Origin of the sequence: Pseudomonas rhodesiae (genome assembly GCF_013285305.1) — a bacterium.
Taxonomy (GTDB): Bacteria; Pseudomonadota; Gammaproteobacteria; order Pseudomonadales; family Pseudomonadaceae; genus Aquipseudomonas; species Aquipseudomonas rhodesiae.
In genome coordinates this window covers 2127693-2140709 of record NZ_CP054205.1, presented here as the reverse complement: position 1 = coordinate 2140709, position 13017 = coordinate 2127693, and the positions used below count along the sequence as shown (strand labels likewise).

General features: G+C 61.4%; 12 protein-coding genes. 9 read left to right on the top strand and 3 right to left on the bottom strand.

Annotated features, from left to right (window positions below):
* Window positions 1-46 precede the first annotated feature (46 nt).
* Window positions 47-871 (bottom strand): inositol monophosphatase family protein, encoded by an 825-nt coding sequence (locus HRH33_RS09790; protein ID WP_052448302.1) that lies wholly within the window; start codon window positions 869-871, stop codon window positions 47-49.
* A gap of 147 nt (window positions 872-1018) precedes the next feature.
* The gene (locus tag HRH33_RS09785; RefSeq protein WP_167417573.1) at window positions 1019-2035 is read right to left on the bottom strand and encodes a LacI family DNA-binding transcriptional regulator; all 1017 of its coding nucleotides are present in this window, start codon (window positions 2033-2035) and stop codon (window positions 1019-1021) included.
* 144 nt (window positions 2036-2179) lie between these two features.
* Here HRH33_RS09785 and HRH33_RS09780 point away from each other — a divergent pair, with 144 nt between their 5' ends.
* The gene (locus tag HRH33_RS09780) at window positions 2180-2785 is read left to right on the top strand and encodes a TetR/AcrR family transcriptional regulator (RefSeq protein ID WP_040266283.1); all 606 of its coding nucleotides are present in this window, start codon (window positions 2180-2182) and stop codon (window positions 2783-2785) included.
* 65 nt (window positions 2786-2850) lie between these two features.
* On the opposite strand, the gene HRH33_RS09775 is transcribed toward HRH33_RS09780, so the two are convergent.
* Window positions 2851-3291, bottom strand: coding sequence for a GlcG/HbpS family heme-binding protein (locus HRH33_RS09775; RefSeq protein WP_034096652.1), 441 nt, complete (start codon window positions 3289-3291; stop codon window positions 2851-2853).
* A gap of 256 nt (window positions 3292-3547) precedes the next feature.
* Here HRH33_RS09775 and gcl point away from each other — a divergent pair, with 256 nt between their 5' ends.
* The 8 genes from gcl (at window position 3548) to HRH33_RS09735 (ending at window position 12935) form a co-directional block, all read left to right on the top strand.
* A complete protein-coding gene (gcl, locus tag HRH33_RS09770) occupies window positions 3548-5323 on the top strand; it encodes a glyoxylate carboligase (protein WP_034096651.1) in 1776 nt (591 codons plus the stop codon).
* Between the two features lie 10 nt (window positions 5324-5333).
* Window positions 5334-6128: a hydroxypyruvate isomerase gene (gene hyi, locus HRH33_RS09765; protein ID WP_167417574.1), complete on the top strand. Its 795-nt coding sequence runs from the start codon at window positions 5334-5336 to the stop codon at window positions 6126-6128.
* A gap of 82 nt (window positions 6129-6210) precedes the next feature.
* Complete coding sequence (locus tag HRH33_RS09760) at window positions 6211-7101, top strand: 2-hydroxy-3-oxopropionate reductase (protein WP_034096649.1); 891 nt, start codon at window positions 6211-6213, stop codon at window positions 7099-7101.
* A gap of 177 nt (window positions 7102-7278) precedes the next feature.
* Complete coding sequence (locus HRH33_RS09755) at window positions 7279-8559, top strand: glycerate kinase type-2 family protein (RefSeq protein ID WP_167417575.1); 1281 nt, start codon at window positions 7279-7281, stop codon at window positions 8557-8559.
* Complete coding sequence (pyk, locus tag HRH33_RS09750) at window positions 8549-9964, top strand: pyruvate kinase (RefSeq protein ID WP_167417576.1); 1416 nt, start codon at window positions 8549-8551, stop codon at window positions 9962-9964. Before HRH33_RS09755 ends, pyk begins: the two co-directional genes overlap by 11 nt.
* Before the next feature lie 138 nt (window positions 9965-10102).
* Window positions 10103-10978, top strand: a complete 876-nt coding sequence (locus HRH33_RS09745) for an urea transporter (RefSeq protein WP_034096646.1) — start codon at window positions 10103-10105, stop codon at window positions 10976-10978.
* 31 nt (window positions 10979-11009) lie between these two features.
* Complete coding sequence (locus HRH33_RS09740) at window positions 11010-11834, top strand: ion transporter (protein ID WP_034096645.1); 825 nt, start codon at window positions 11010-11012, stop codon at window positions 11832-11834.
* Window positions 11835-11930: 96 nt separating this feature from the next.
* Window positions 11931-12935: a sulfate ABC transporter substrate-binding protein gene (locus HRH33_RS09735; RefSeq protein ID WP_094066212.1), complete on the top strand. Its 1005-nt coding sequence runs from the start codon at window positions 11931-11933 to the stop codon at window positions 12933-12935.
* The last annotated feature ends 82 nt before the right edge of the window (window positions 12936-13017 follow it).

The following is a 13017-nucleotide window of genomic DNA, read 5'->3' as shown; positions in this document are numbered from 1 at the left end:
ATTGTTATTATTCGCTGTATGTTGCAACGCAGATCGCGGAACGGGTTCAGGCCTCCAGTGATGGACCGATCAATCCAGCCAGTTGCGGGTACACCTGAGGGCTGGCCACCAGCAACGGATTGCCGCTGAGCAAGCCATCGCCGCGCAGGAATTCGCTGCACCGGCCACCGGCTTCACTGATCAACACCAACCCGGCCGCACAGTCCCAGCTGTTGATGTGGGTTTCGTAGTAACCCACCAGCCGTCCGGCCGCGACATAGGCGATCATCAGCGCGCCAGAACCGTTGCGGATAAACATGCCGCCACCCTCCAACAACGCGCTTAGAAACGGGATGAAATGCTCTTTACCGCGCCGATGGGAAGTACCGACACCGGTCACGCCGTAGCGGATATCTGCGGCAGGGCTGACCCGTATCGGTGTGTCATTCACATAGGCGCCCTGGCCGCGGCACGCATGGAACAACTCGTTGTGATTGGCATCGGCCACCGCGCCGGCCCATGGTTGGCCGTCCACCAGCAGGCCGATGGACACACACCAGGTATGCAGGCCATTAACGAAGCAGCTGGTGCCGTCGATGGGGTCCACAACCCACACGCAGCGCGCTTGCAACCCAGCGGCACCGCCCTCTTCACCCACAAACCCGTCGTCGGGGAACTGCTCGGCCAAGCGCGCCTTGATAAACAACTCCAACTCGCGGTCGGCGATGCTGACCACATCCTGAGGCACTGATGCTTTGTGCTCGACACTCAATTGCTCGCGCTGCTGGTAATACGTCATGCCACGGCGCGCGGCGTCCATCGCAACCTGACAGGCCAGGGCATAACGCTCTGCCAGACTATCCAGGGTTGGTAACAGCATTGCTTGAGTCATAAACCTCACCCTTCAAAGACCATTGCACACGTGTGCAATTGGTCAGGAAAAAAAAGTGAAAGCATGCCCTGCGCCGAGGTCACCCATTCACCCGTTCCTGCTCATACAACACGAAATAAATTTTCACTTCAAGTAAATATTGAAATTTTATTTCTGAATTTTCGTGGTGCCACGCTCAATCAACGTAACGGGCACCGGCTGGAATTCGGCGATGCGCATGAAGTTTTCACCACGTGCCACAATGGCACTGACGGCACGGTGTGCCAGTTGCACGCTGTCTTGGCGCACGGTAGTCAGGTTATAGGCCAGTTGCGCGGCCTGGGCGATATCGTCGAAGCCAATCACCTGAACCTGTTGCGGTACTTGGCGGTGCAGCGTATAGCGCAGTCCATCCATCACCCCGAGCGCCAGCATATCGGTTGCACAAAAAATCCCGTCCGGTTCTTCGCCCTGACTGAATAGCGCCAGCAACGCCTGCATACCCCCCTGATAACCCGGGGTCTCATTGAACACCGTCTGCGCCTCAAGCCCCGCCTCGGCCATTCGCTCGGAGAACCCCAGCCAACGCTCGCGACTGCTGAAGTTATGCTCGCCCTGGCCGACAAACGCCAGGCGCCGCGCACCCCCCTTGAGCAGGGCTTCGGCGGCCATGTACCCACCGGCGCGGTTATCACTGCCCACGACTTCGGCCCCGGCCAATTCATGGCCACGGTTGATCATGGCCACCGGAATCTTTCGGTCGAGATAATGCTGGACCACCGATAAGGGCGGAGAAGCTGAGGTGAGGATCACCCCCGCGATCTGATAGCTGAGCAACGCATGCAATGATTGCTCGAGCTGGGTCGGGTCATCGGCGTTCATCAATAAGGGCATCAGGCCACGACGGCTCAGGCTGTGAGCGATAGGGCTCAGCAGACTGGCGCGAAACGCACTATCAAAGCCGGCGGTGACCACGCCGACGAAGTTGCTGCTGCCCTTGTTCATGGTGCGGGCGATCATATTGACCTGATAGCCCAGGGCCTTGGCTGAGGCCAGCACTTTTTCCCGCGTGGCCGGAGCCACACTGGCGCCTGCAGTAAACGTGCGCGACACCGCCGAACGCGAAACCCCAGCATGCCGGGCCACATCCAGTGACGTAATCACGTTTTTTTCAGAGCTGTCCATCAAGCAGTGCCCATTGCGAAAGAGCCGATACGGTAATGGTAAACGCCACGTAGGGAAAGCGGGCCAGCCGCGTATTGTTGAGGCTCGCGGATACCCGGTGCTACCATGCCCGACCGCCTGCACTGGCAAGGAAAACCCTGGTTTATGAGCACCATTCGCGAGCGCAACAAAGAAAAAATCCTGCGGGCGGCCAGCGAGGAGTTTGCCGACAAGGGCTTCGCCGCGACCAAAACCAGCGACATCGCCGCCAAGGCCGGGCTGCCCAAGCCCAACGTCTACTACTACTTCAAATCCAAGGACAACCTCTACCGCGAGGTGCTCGAAAGCATTATCGAGCCGATCCTGGCTGCGTCCACGCCGTTCAACCCCGAGGGTGAGCCGGCGGTGGTGCTGAGCAATTACATCCGCTCGAAAATCCGCATCTCCCGCGACCTGCCCTTCGCCTCCAAGGTGTTTGCCAGTGAAATCATGCACGGCGCCCCGCACTTGAGCGCCGAACAGGTCGAGCAGCTCAACGCCCAGGCCAAGCACAATATCGACTGCATCCAGAGCTGGGTGGATCGCGGCCTGATCGCGGCAATCGACCCCAACCACCTGATGTTCAGCATCTGGGCCGCAACGCAGACCTATGCCGATTTCGACTGGCAGATTTCCGCGGTGACCGGCAAGGCCAAGCTGGATGAAGCCGATTATGAAGCGGCGGCGCAGACCATTATCCGGTTGGTGCTCAAGGGCTGTGAGCCGGACTGATACACCGCAGAGCCGGTGCCCATCGGGGGCAAGCCCCCGATGAGGCCCTGAAAGTCACACACTGTTCAAGCCGACACCCCCGCATCCGCCATTAACCCCACCCCCTCGATCGCCGTGATCGCACACTGCTCGTCAATATCCGACGTATCCCCACTAATCCCGATCGCTCCCAGCACCCCACCGTCCTGACCGCGAATCAACACGCCACCCGGCGCCGGCACCACGCTGCCCTGCCCCAGGCTGTTCAGCGCCGCGATAAACGCTGGGCGTTGTTGCGCGTCCAGCGCCAGCAGGCGCGAACCCTTGCCCAGCGCAATCGCGCCCCAAGCCTTGCCGATGGCGATCTGCGGGCGCAGCAGGCTGGCGCCGTCTTCGCGTTGCAGGGTGATCAAATGGCCGCCGCTGTCGAGCACTGCGATGGTCAGGGGCGCGGCGCCAATCATACGGCCCGCTGTAAGGGCCTGACTGGCGAGTTGAGTGGCGGTTTTCAAGGTTAAAGCGCTCATGGTGCCGTCCTTCTTTTGTTATTGGGAAAGCGATGGAGGTCTGATTGATCAGATGCTCGATCGCACAAATAGAACACAATGATTTACTATTTTGTATACAATATTTTCCAACAAACCCACCACACGTCGAAAAAATGCGTTCTAGCGAGCACAATCGGTCACGAATAAAATGCGTTGACCTGCACTGCTCGCCGTGAATACACTTTGGACAGACACCACTTGTATACAATTACAAAACGCAAGAGGCACCAAAATCATGAGCAAAATGAGAGCAATCGAAGCCGCCGTCCTGGTGATGCGCCGTGAAGGTGTGGACACTGCCTTCGGTATCCCCGGCGCCGCAATCAACCCGCTGTATTCGGCTTTGCAGAAAGTGGGTGGCATCGATCACGTCCTTGCTCGCCACGTTGAAGGCGCCTCGCACATGGCCGAGGGTTACACCCGCACCAAAGCTGGCAATATCGGTGTGTGCATCGGCACGTCGGGCCCGGCGGGCACCGACATGGTCACCGGCCTCTACAGCGCCTCGGCCGACTCGATCCCGATCCTGTGCATCACCGGCCAGGCGCCCCGTGCCCGCATGCACAAGGAAGATTTCCAGGCCGTGGACATCACCAGCATCGTCAAGCCGGTGACTAAATGGGCAACCACTGTGCTCGAACCCGGCCAGGTGCCCTACGCGTTCCAGAAAGCCTTTTATGAAATGCGCTCCGGCCGCCCCGGCCCGGTGTTAATCGACCTGCCGTTCGACGTGCAAATGGCTGAGATCGAGTTCGACATTGACGCTTATCAGCCACTGCCCCTGGCCAAGCCTCTGGCCACTCGCGTACAGGTGGAGAAAGCCCTGGCCCTGCTCGACCAGGCGGAACGCCCGCTGTTGGTCAGCGGCGGCGGCGTGATCAACGCCGACGCCAGCGAGCTGCTGGTGGAGTTCGCCGAACTGACCGGCATTCCGGTGATCCCGACCCTGATGGGTTGGGGCACGATCCCCGACGATCACCCGCTGATGGTGGGCATGGTCGGTCTGCAGACCTCGCACCGTTACGGCAACGCGACCATGCTCAAGTCCGACGTGGTGCTGGGCATCGGTAACCGCTGGGCTAACCGCCACACCGGTTCAGTCGAGGTGTACACCGAAGGCCGTAAATTCATCCACGTGGACATCGAGCCGACACAGATCGGCCGCGTTTTCACACCGGACTTGGGCATCGTGTCCGACGCCGGTTCTGCCCTGACGATGTTCATTGAAGTGGCCCGCGAATGGAAAGCCGCCGGCAAGCTCAAGGACCGTAGCGCCTGGCTGCATGATTGCCAGCAACGCAAGGCCACCCTGCAGCGCAAGACTCACTTCGATGCGGTGCCGGTCAAGCCGCAACGGGTGTACGAAGAGATGAACCAGGTGTTCGGCAAAGACACCTGCTACGTCAGCACCATCGGCCTGTCGCAGATTGCCGGCGCGCAGTTCCTGCACGTCTACAAGCCGCGCCATTGGATCAATTGCGGCCAGGCCGGCCCGCTGGGCTGGACGATTCCGGCGGCGCTGGGGGTGGTCAAGGCCGACCCGAGCCGCAAAGTAGTGGCGTTGTCCGGCGACTACGACTTCCAGTTCATGATCGAAGAGCTGGCGGTGGGCGCGCAGTTCAAACTGCCGTACATCCATGTGGTGGTGAACAATTCCTACCTGGGTCTGATCCGCCAAGCCCAGCGTGGCTTTGAAATGGACTACTGCGTGCAGCTGTCTTTCGACAACCTCAACGCCCCGGAACTCAACGGCTATGGCGTGGACCATGTAGCCGTCGCCGAAGGCCTGGGTTGCAAGGCGCTGCGCGTGTTCGAACCCAGCCAGATCGCGCCGGCCTTACGCCAGGCCGAGGCCATGATCGAAGAATTCAAGGTGCCGGTGATCGTTGAGATTATTCTGGAGCGGGTGACCAATATTTCCATGGGCACCGAGATCAACGCCGTCAACGAATTCGAAGACCTGGCCCTGGTCGGCAACGATGCGCCGACTGCCATTTCCCTGCTCGATTAAGGAGAACCCTATGCCGCGCTTTGCCGCCAACCTGTCCATGCTGTTCACCGAACAGGACTTTCTCGCTCGCTTCAAAGCGGCCGCCGATGCCGGTTTCCAGGGGGTGGAGTACCTGTTCCCTTACGAGTTCAGCTCTGCCGAGATCAAGGCGCAACTCGACGCCCATGGCCTGACCCAAGTGTTGTTCAACCTGCCGGCCGGTGACTGGGCCAACGGCGAGCGCGGCCTGGCGTGCCATCCGGACCGGGTCGAGGAATTCCGCGCCGGGGTCACGTTGGCCATCGCCTACGCCCAGGTGCTGGGCAATACGCAAATCAACTGCCTGGCGGGGATTCGCCCCGCCGGTGTCGACGACCAACAGCTGGAAGACACCTTCGTCGCCAACCTCAAGTACGCTGCCGACAAACTGAAAGCGGCGGGCATCAAACTGGTGATGGAAGCGATCAACACCCGCGACATCCCGGGCTTTTACCTGAACAACACCACTCAGGCCCTGGCGATCCGCGAGCGGGTGGGCAGTGACAATCTTTTCCTGCAATACGACATCTACCACATGCAAATCATGGAAGGTGACCTGGCCCGCACCATGGCCGCGCACCTGGGTGAGATCAATCACATCCAACTGGCGGACAACCCGGGGCGCAACGAACCGGGGACCGGGGAGATCAACTATCGCTTCCTGTTCGAGCACCTGGACCGGATCGGTTACACGGGTTGGGTCGGCTGTGAATACAAGCCGTTGACCACCACCGAAGCGGGTCTTGGCTGGCTCAAAACCCTATGGGAGGAGGCTTGCACCCGATAGCGGCAGCTCAGTCAACACTGTTTTGCCTGGCACACCGTCATCGGGGGCAAGCCCCCCTTCCACATAACAAGAGGATTTCATCATGGCTAAAATCGGCTTTATCGGCACCGGCATCATGGGCCAACCCATGGCCGCCAACCTGCAAAAAGCAGGTCATCAACTGTTCCTCTCCGAGCACCACGGCAAGGCCCCGCAAGCACTGATCGACGCCGGCGCCGTGGCGCTGGCCAGCCCGCAACAAGTGGCTCAGGAAGCCGAGTTCATCATCGTCATGGTGCCGGACACCCCACAGGTCGAGGACGTGTTGTTCCGTACCGACGGCGTGGCCGCCGGGCTCTCGCCGAACAAGGTGGTGATCGACATGAGTTCGATCTCGCCCACCGCCACCAAGTCCTTTGCCGCCAAGATCAACGAGCACGGCGCGCAGTACCTCGATGCGCCGGTGTCCGGCGGTGAAGTCGGCGCCAAGGCCGGTACTTTGAGCATCATGATCGGTGGCGAGCCACAGACCTTTGAGCGCGCCCTGCCGCTGTTCCAAGCCATGGGCAAGAACATCACGTTGGTGGGCGGTAATGGCGATGGCCAGACCGCCAAGGTCGCCAATCAGATCATCGTGGCGCTGAACATCCAGGCGGTGGCCGAAGCGTTGCTGTTCGCCGCCAAAAACGGGGCCGACCCAGCCAAGGTGCGCGAAGCGCTGATGGGCGGTTTTGCCTCGTCGAAAATCCTCGAAGTACACGGCGAACGCATGATCAAGGGCACCTTCGATCCGGGCTTCCGCATCAACCTGCACCAGAAGGATTTGAACCTGGCCCTGGCCGGTGCCAAAGAACTGGGGATCAACCTGCCGAACACTGCCGGTACTCAGCAGGTGTTCAGCACCTGTAATGCGCTGGGGGGCGGGAATTGGGACCATTCGGCGCTGATCAAGGGCTTGGAGCATATGGCGAATTTCTCGATTCGCGATCAGTAATGCCTTGATCAAATGTGAGAGGGGCTTGCTCCCGAGAGCATGTCTTCTGTAGCTGATAGACCGCTATCGGGGGCAAGCCCCCTCCCACAGGTGGCTCCATTTCAAAGTAGGGCCTATTCCTAGGCCAAGGCTGAAATAGCTGCACGTCTAATAACAAAAATATCCGGGAGCCCGCTTATGTCGGTCGATCCGCAACACCTGCTTCGCGAGCTGTTTGCCACAGCCATCGACGCCGCCCACCCCCGGCAAGTCCTTGAACCCTATCTGCCCGCCGACCGTAGCGGCCGTGTGATCGTGATCGGTGCCGGCAAGGCGGCCGCCGCCATGGCGCTCGTGGTCGAAAATTGCTGGCAAGGCGAAGTCACCGGCCTGGTGGTTACCCGCTACGGCCACGGGGCTCCTTGCAAGAAAATCGAAGTGGTCGAAGCCGCGCACCCGGTGCCCGATGCCGCCGGCCTGGCGGTAGCCCAGCGCGTGCTGGCGTTGATCAGCAACCTCAGCGAAAACGATCGCGTGATCTTCCTGCTCTCCGGCGGCGGCTCAGCCTTGCTGGCTCTGCCCGCCGAAAGCATCAGCCTGGCCGACAAACAGGCCATCAACAAAGCCCTGCTCAAGTCCGGCGCGACCATCGGCGAGATGAACTGCGTGCGCAAGCACCTCTCGGCGATCAAGGGCGGGCGTCTGGCCAGGGCCGCGTGGCCGGCCACGGTGTACACCTACGCGATTTCCGATGTGCCGGGCGACCAGGCCACGGTGATCGCCTCCGGCCCCACCGTCGGCGACCCGAGCACGTCGCAACAGGCGCTGGCGATCCTCAAGCGCTACCGCATCGACGCGCCCGCCTCGGTGCGCAGCTGGTTGCAGAACCCGGCGTCGGAAACCGTCAAGCCCGGCGACCCGGTGCTTGCCCGCAGCCATTTCCAATTGATCGCCCGCCCGCAGCAATCCCTTGAAGCGGTGGCGGTGAAAGTGCGCCAGGCCGGTTTCAGCCCGCTGATCCTCGGCGATCTGGAAGGCGAAGCGCGGGACGTGGCCAAGGTGCATGCCGGTATCGCCCGGCAGATCGTGCAGCATGGCCAGCCTTTGGCGGCGCCGTGCGTGATCCTGTCCGGCGGCGAAACCACCGTGACCGTACGCGGCGACGGCCGTGGCGGGCGCAACGCGGAGTTCCTGCTGAGCCTCACCGATAGCCTCAAGGGCCTGCCCGGCGTGTACGCACTGGCCGGTGACACCGACGGCATCGACGGCTCCGAAGACAACGCCGGCGCGATCATGACCCCGTGCAGTTACGCGCGCGCCGAAGCCCTCGGCCTGTCGGCCAGCGACGAGTTGGATAACAACAACGGCTACGGCTATTTCGCCGCCCTCGACGGGTTGATCGTCACCGAGCCCACGCGCACCAACGTCAACGACTTCCGCGCCATCCTGATCCTTGAGACTGCCCACCATGACGCCTGACAAAAAGGTCAAAATCCTTGCCACCCTGGGGCCGGCCATCGACGGTATCGATGACATCCGCGAGCTGGTGGAGGCCGGAGTGAATATCTTCCGCCTCAACTTCAGCCACGGCGAGCATGCCGATCACGCCCAGCGCTACCAGTGGATCCGTCAGGTGGAGCGCCAGCTCAACTATCCGTTGGGCATCCTCATGGACCTGCAAGGGCCGAAGCTGCGGGTCGGGCGTTTTGCCGACGGCTGCGTGCAACTGGTGCGCGGCCAGGCGCTGCGCCTGGACTTGGACGAAACCCCGGGGAATGAGCGCCGGGTCAACCTGCCCCACCCGGAAATCATCGCGGCCCTGGAACCGGGCATGGATCTGTTGCTCGACGACGGCAAACTGCGCCTGCGGGTGGTCAGCAAACACAAGGATGCCATCGACACCACGGTGCTGAACGGCGGCGAATTGTCCGATCGCAAAGGTGTGAACGTCCCACAAGCGCTGTTGGAACTGAGCCCCCTCACCGCCAAGGATCGCCGCGACCTGAGCTTCGGCCTGGAGCTGGGTGTGGACTGGGTGGCGCTGTCGTTCGTGCAGCGCCCGGAAGATATCCGCGAGGCCCGCGAGCTGATCGGTGATCGGGCGTTCTTGATGGCCAAGATCGAGAAGCCCTCGGCCGTGCAGCACCTGCGGGAAATCGCCCACCTGAGCGATGCGATCATGGTGGCCCGGGGTGACTTGGGGGTGGAGGTGCCGGCCGAGAGCGTGCCGCAGATCCAGAAAACCATCATTCGCACCTGCCGCGAGTTGGGCAAACCGGTGGTGGTGGCCACGCAGATGCTCGAATCCATGCGTTTCTCCCCGGCGCCGACCCGCGCCGAAGTCACCGATGTGGCCAACGCCGTGGCCGAAGGCGCGGATGCGGTGATGCTGTCGGCGGAAACCGCGTCGGGCGACTACCCGTTAGAAGCCGTGCAGATGATGAGCAAGATCATCCGCCAAGTGGAAAACGGCCCGGACTACCAGACGCAACTGGAGGTCAACCGGCCCAAAGCGGAAGCCACAGTATCGGACGCCATCAGCTGCGCGATCCGCCGCATCAGCAGCATCCTGCCGGTAGCGGTGCTGGTGAACTACAGCGAGTCCGGCAGCTCCACCTTGCGCGCGGCGCGGGAACGGCCGGTGGCGCCGATCCTCAACCTGACGCCGAACCTGTCCACCGCGCGGCGCTTGAGCGTGGCGTGGGGCGTGCATTCGGTGGTCAACGATCGGCTGCGTCAGGTCGATGAGGTGTGTTCGACGGCGCTGGAGATTGCCCAGGCCCAGGGTATGGCAGAGCGTGGGGATACGTTGGTGATTACTGCCGGGGTGCCGTTCGGGCAGCCGGGGTCGACCAACTCGCTGCGCATAGAAGTGTTGATCTAGCGTCTGTAGCGGCCCCATCGGGGGCAAGCCCCCTCCCACATTGGACTGCATTCACAGCTATGACTTTGTGAACCCAATCAAGTGTGGGAGGGGGCTTGCCCCCGATGGGTTTCACCCCAGTCCAACTGAATACCCACCATGCACAACCCAACCTGCCCCGACTGGGCCGAAGCGTTGCTCAACGGCTTCAGCCAGATTTTCCTGCAACGCCATCCTCTGTGCGGCCTGCTGTGCCTGCTGGCGATCCTGATCAGTGCCCCGGCGTTGTTCGGCGGTGCGTTACTCGGTGGCGTCGCCGGTTTGCTCACGGCCCAGCGCCGCGGCTATCCCAAAGCCGAGCGCCAGGCCGGTTTGTATAGCTACAACGGCGTGCTGCTGGGGTTGCTGATCAGCCAGCACTTGCCGTGGTCGGCGTTGCTGCCGCCATTGATCCTGGCGGGCGGCGGCGTCAGCGCTATGCTCACGCGGCAATGGTTGAAACACGCCAGCCAGACCGATGACTTGCCGGCCTACACCGCGCCTTTTGTCGGTCTAGGTTGGCTGCTGCTGGGCCGCGCGACGCCCGGCGAGGCGGCCACGCTCAGCGCCGACGCCTTCGGCCTGTTCAGCGCGCCTTTCACCGGCCTGGCCCAGGTCATGTTGCTGGATCAGCCACTGGCCGGCGGCCTGATTGCATTGGGCCTGTGGCTGGCCAATCGGCGCGCCGTGTTGTGGGCCTTCATCGGTGCTGGCAGCGGTGCATTGTTCGCCCTGGGGTTGGGTGAAACCACACACGCCCTGCTCGGCCTGCACAGCTACAACCCAGCGCTGGCGGCCCTGGCGTTGAGCCAGATCAGTCGTCGGGCCTGGCTGCCCCTGGCCGGTATCCTGCTGGCGATCCTGCTGACGCCAGGCTTCGCCGCCCTGCACCTGCCGGTACTGACCGCGCCGTTTATCCTCGCGTGCTGGCTGGTGCTCGCCAGCCGCAGGATGCTTCGGAAACCGCGCATGGACAGCCCCTTCGAATCCCCCTAGGCTTGCTCGAAAATCGACTCGGGCAGGATTTATGGACAGCAACAACGATTGGCGTCAGCGTCTCTACGTCATGGTTTTCCAAAGCGACACCGTGGCCGGGCGGCGGTTTGACGGGATCTTGCTGCTGATCATTCTGGCCAGCCTGGTGATCGTGATGCTCGACAGCATCGACCAGGTGCACCAGAACTACGCCGACGTGCTGGCCTATATCGAATGGGGCTTCACCCTGATCTTCGCCATCGAGTACGGCTTGCGCCTGTACTGCTCGCCCAAGCCGTTGCGCTATGCGTTCAGCTTTTATGGGTTGGTGGATTTGCTGGCCATCGTGCCTGGCATCCTTGCCCTGTATTACAGCGACGCGCAGTACCTGCTGATTATCCGCATCATCCGTATGTTGCGGATCTTCCGCGTGCTCAAGCTCAGCCCCTACCTCAAGCAAGCCAATTACCTGATGTCGGCGCTGCGCGGCAGCAAGCAGAAGATCGTGGTGTTCCTGGTCAGCGTGTGCACCCTGGTGACCGTGTTCGGCACCTTGATGTATGTGATCGAAGGCCCGGAACACGGGTTTACCAGCATTCCCAAGGGCATCTACTGGGCCATCGTGACCCTGACCACTGTCGGCTTTGGCGATATCGTGCCCAAGACCCCGCTGGGTCAGGTGATTTCGTCGCTGGTGATGATCACCGGTTACTCAATCATCGCCGTACCCACCGGGATTTTCACCGCCGAACTGGCCAGTGCCATGCGCGGCGAACAGCTGCAGACCGACTGCCCGGTGTGCCAGAAAAACACCCACGAACCCAATGCGGCATTCTGTTCGCGCTGTGGCAGCAATCTGTTTAAGAAAGTGGAATAAGCAAAGTTCTTTTTAATCTTTAAGCGACTATGCGGCCCCGGCTATAGTCGCTGGCATTGTGCCTGTCCCCTCTTCTCGAACAACAAGGAATGAGCAGTGAAAAAACGCCTTAGCGCCTCCCTCCTGGCCGCCGGAATTGCCCTGGCGAGTGCCGTGCAAGCCGCCCCCGTCACGCTGCTGAACGTGTCCTACGATGTGATGCGCGATTTCTACAAGGACTACAACGCGGCTTTCCAGAAACACTGGGACGCCGAGCACCCAGACGACAAGCTGACCTTGCAGATGTCCTTTGGAGGTTCAAGCAAACAGGCACGCTCGGTGATCGACGGCCTACCGGCTGACGTGATCACCATGAACATGGCCACCGACATCAATGCCCTGGCGGACAACGGCAAACTGGTGCCGGACAACTGGGTCACGCGCTTGCCGAATAACAGCGCGCCGTTCACCTCGGCCACGGTGTTTATCGTGCGCAAAGGCAACCCCAAAGCCCTGAAAGATTGGCCCGACCTGCTCAAGGACGGCGTGCAGGTGATCGTGCCCAACCCGAAAACCTCGGGCAACGGCCGCTACACGTACCTGTCGGCCTGGGGCTATGTACTCAAGAACGGCGGGGACGAAGAGAAAGCCAAGAGCTTTGTGGGCAAGCTGTTCAAACAAGCTCCCGTGCTGGACACCGGCGGCCGCGCCGCCACCACCACGTTCATGACCAACCAGATCGGCGATGTGCTGGTGACCTTTGAAAACGAAGCGGAAATGATCGCCCGTGAATTCGGCCGCGATCAGTTCGAGGTGATCTACCCAAGCGTATCCGCCGAAGCCGAGCCGCCGGTGTCGGTGGTGGACAAAGTGGTCGAGAAAAAAGACACCCGCGCCGCCGCCGAGGACTATCTGAAGTACCTGTGGTCGCCGCAAGGCCAGGAAATCGCCGCGAACAACTACCTGCGCCCACGTGACCCGGCGGTGCTGGCCAAGTACACCGACCGCTTCCCCAAAGTCGATTTCCTGTCGGTGGAAAAAACCTTCGGTGACTGGCGCACGGTACAGAAAACCCACTTCAATGATGGTGGTGTGTTTGACCAGATCTACTCCGGTCAATAACTGAACAAACGCAGTAAAACTGTGGAAGGGGGCTTGCTGTGGTGAGCGGGCTTGCCCCGCGCTGGGCTGCGAAGCAGCCCCA

Excerpts from the sequence above, each read along its gene's own strand:
- HRH33_RS09740 (WP_034096645.1), top strand. The coding sequence starts at position 11,010 with ATGGACAGCAACAACGATTGGCGTCAGCGTCTCTACGTCATGGTTTTC.
- gcl (WP_034096651.1), top strand. The coding sequence starts at position 3,548 with ATGAGCAAAATGAGAGCAATCGAAGCCGCCGTCCTGGTGATGCGCCGT.
- HRH33_RS09790 (WP_052448302.1), bottom strand. The coding sequence starts at position 871 with ATGACTCAAGCAATGCTGTTACCAACCCTGGATAGTCTGGCAGAGCGT.
- HRH33_RS09775 (WP_034096652.1), bottom strand. The coding sequence starts at position 3,291 with ATGAGCGCTTTAACCTTGAAAACCGCCACTCAACTCGCCAGTCAGGCC.
- pyk (WP_167417576.1), top strand. The coding sequence starts at position 8,549 with ATGACGCCTGACAAAAAGGTCAAAATCCTTGCCACCCTGGGGCCGGCC.
- HRH33_RS09780 (WP_040266283.1), top strand. The coding sequence starts at position 2,180 with ATGAGCACCATTCGCGAGCGCAACAAAGAAAAAATCCTGCGGGCGGCC.
- HRH33_RS09755 (WP_167417575.1), top strand. The coding sequence starts at position 7,279 with ATGTCGGTCGATCCGCAACACCTGCTTCGCGAGCTGTTTGCCACAGCC.
- HRH33_RS09745 (WP_034096646.1), top strand. The coding sequence starts at position 10,103 with ATGCACAACCCAACCTGCCCCGACTGGGCCGAAGCGTTGCTCAACGGC.
- hyi (WP_167417574.1), top strand. The coding sequence starts at position 5,334 with ATGCCGCGCTTTGCCGCCAACCTGTCCATGCTGTTCACCGAACAGGAC.
- HRH33_RS09760 (WP_034096649.1), top strand. The coding sequence starts at position 6,211 with ATGGCTAAAATCGGCTTTATCGGCACCGGCATCATGGGCCAACCCATG.
- HRH33_RS09785 (WP_167417573.1), bottom strand. The coding sequence starts at position 2,035 with ATGGACAGCTCTGAAAAAAACGTGATTACGTCACTGGATGTGGCCCGG.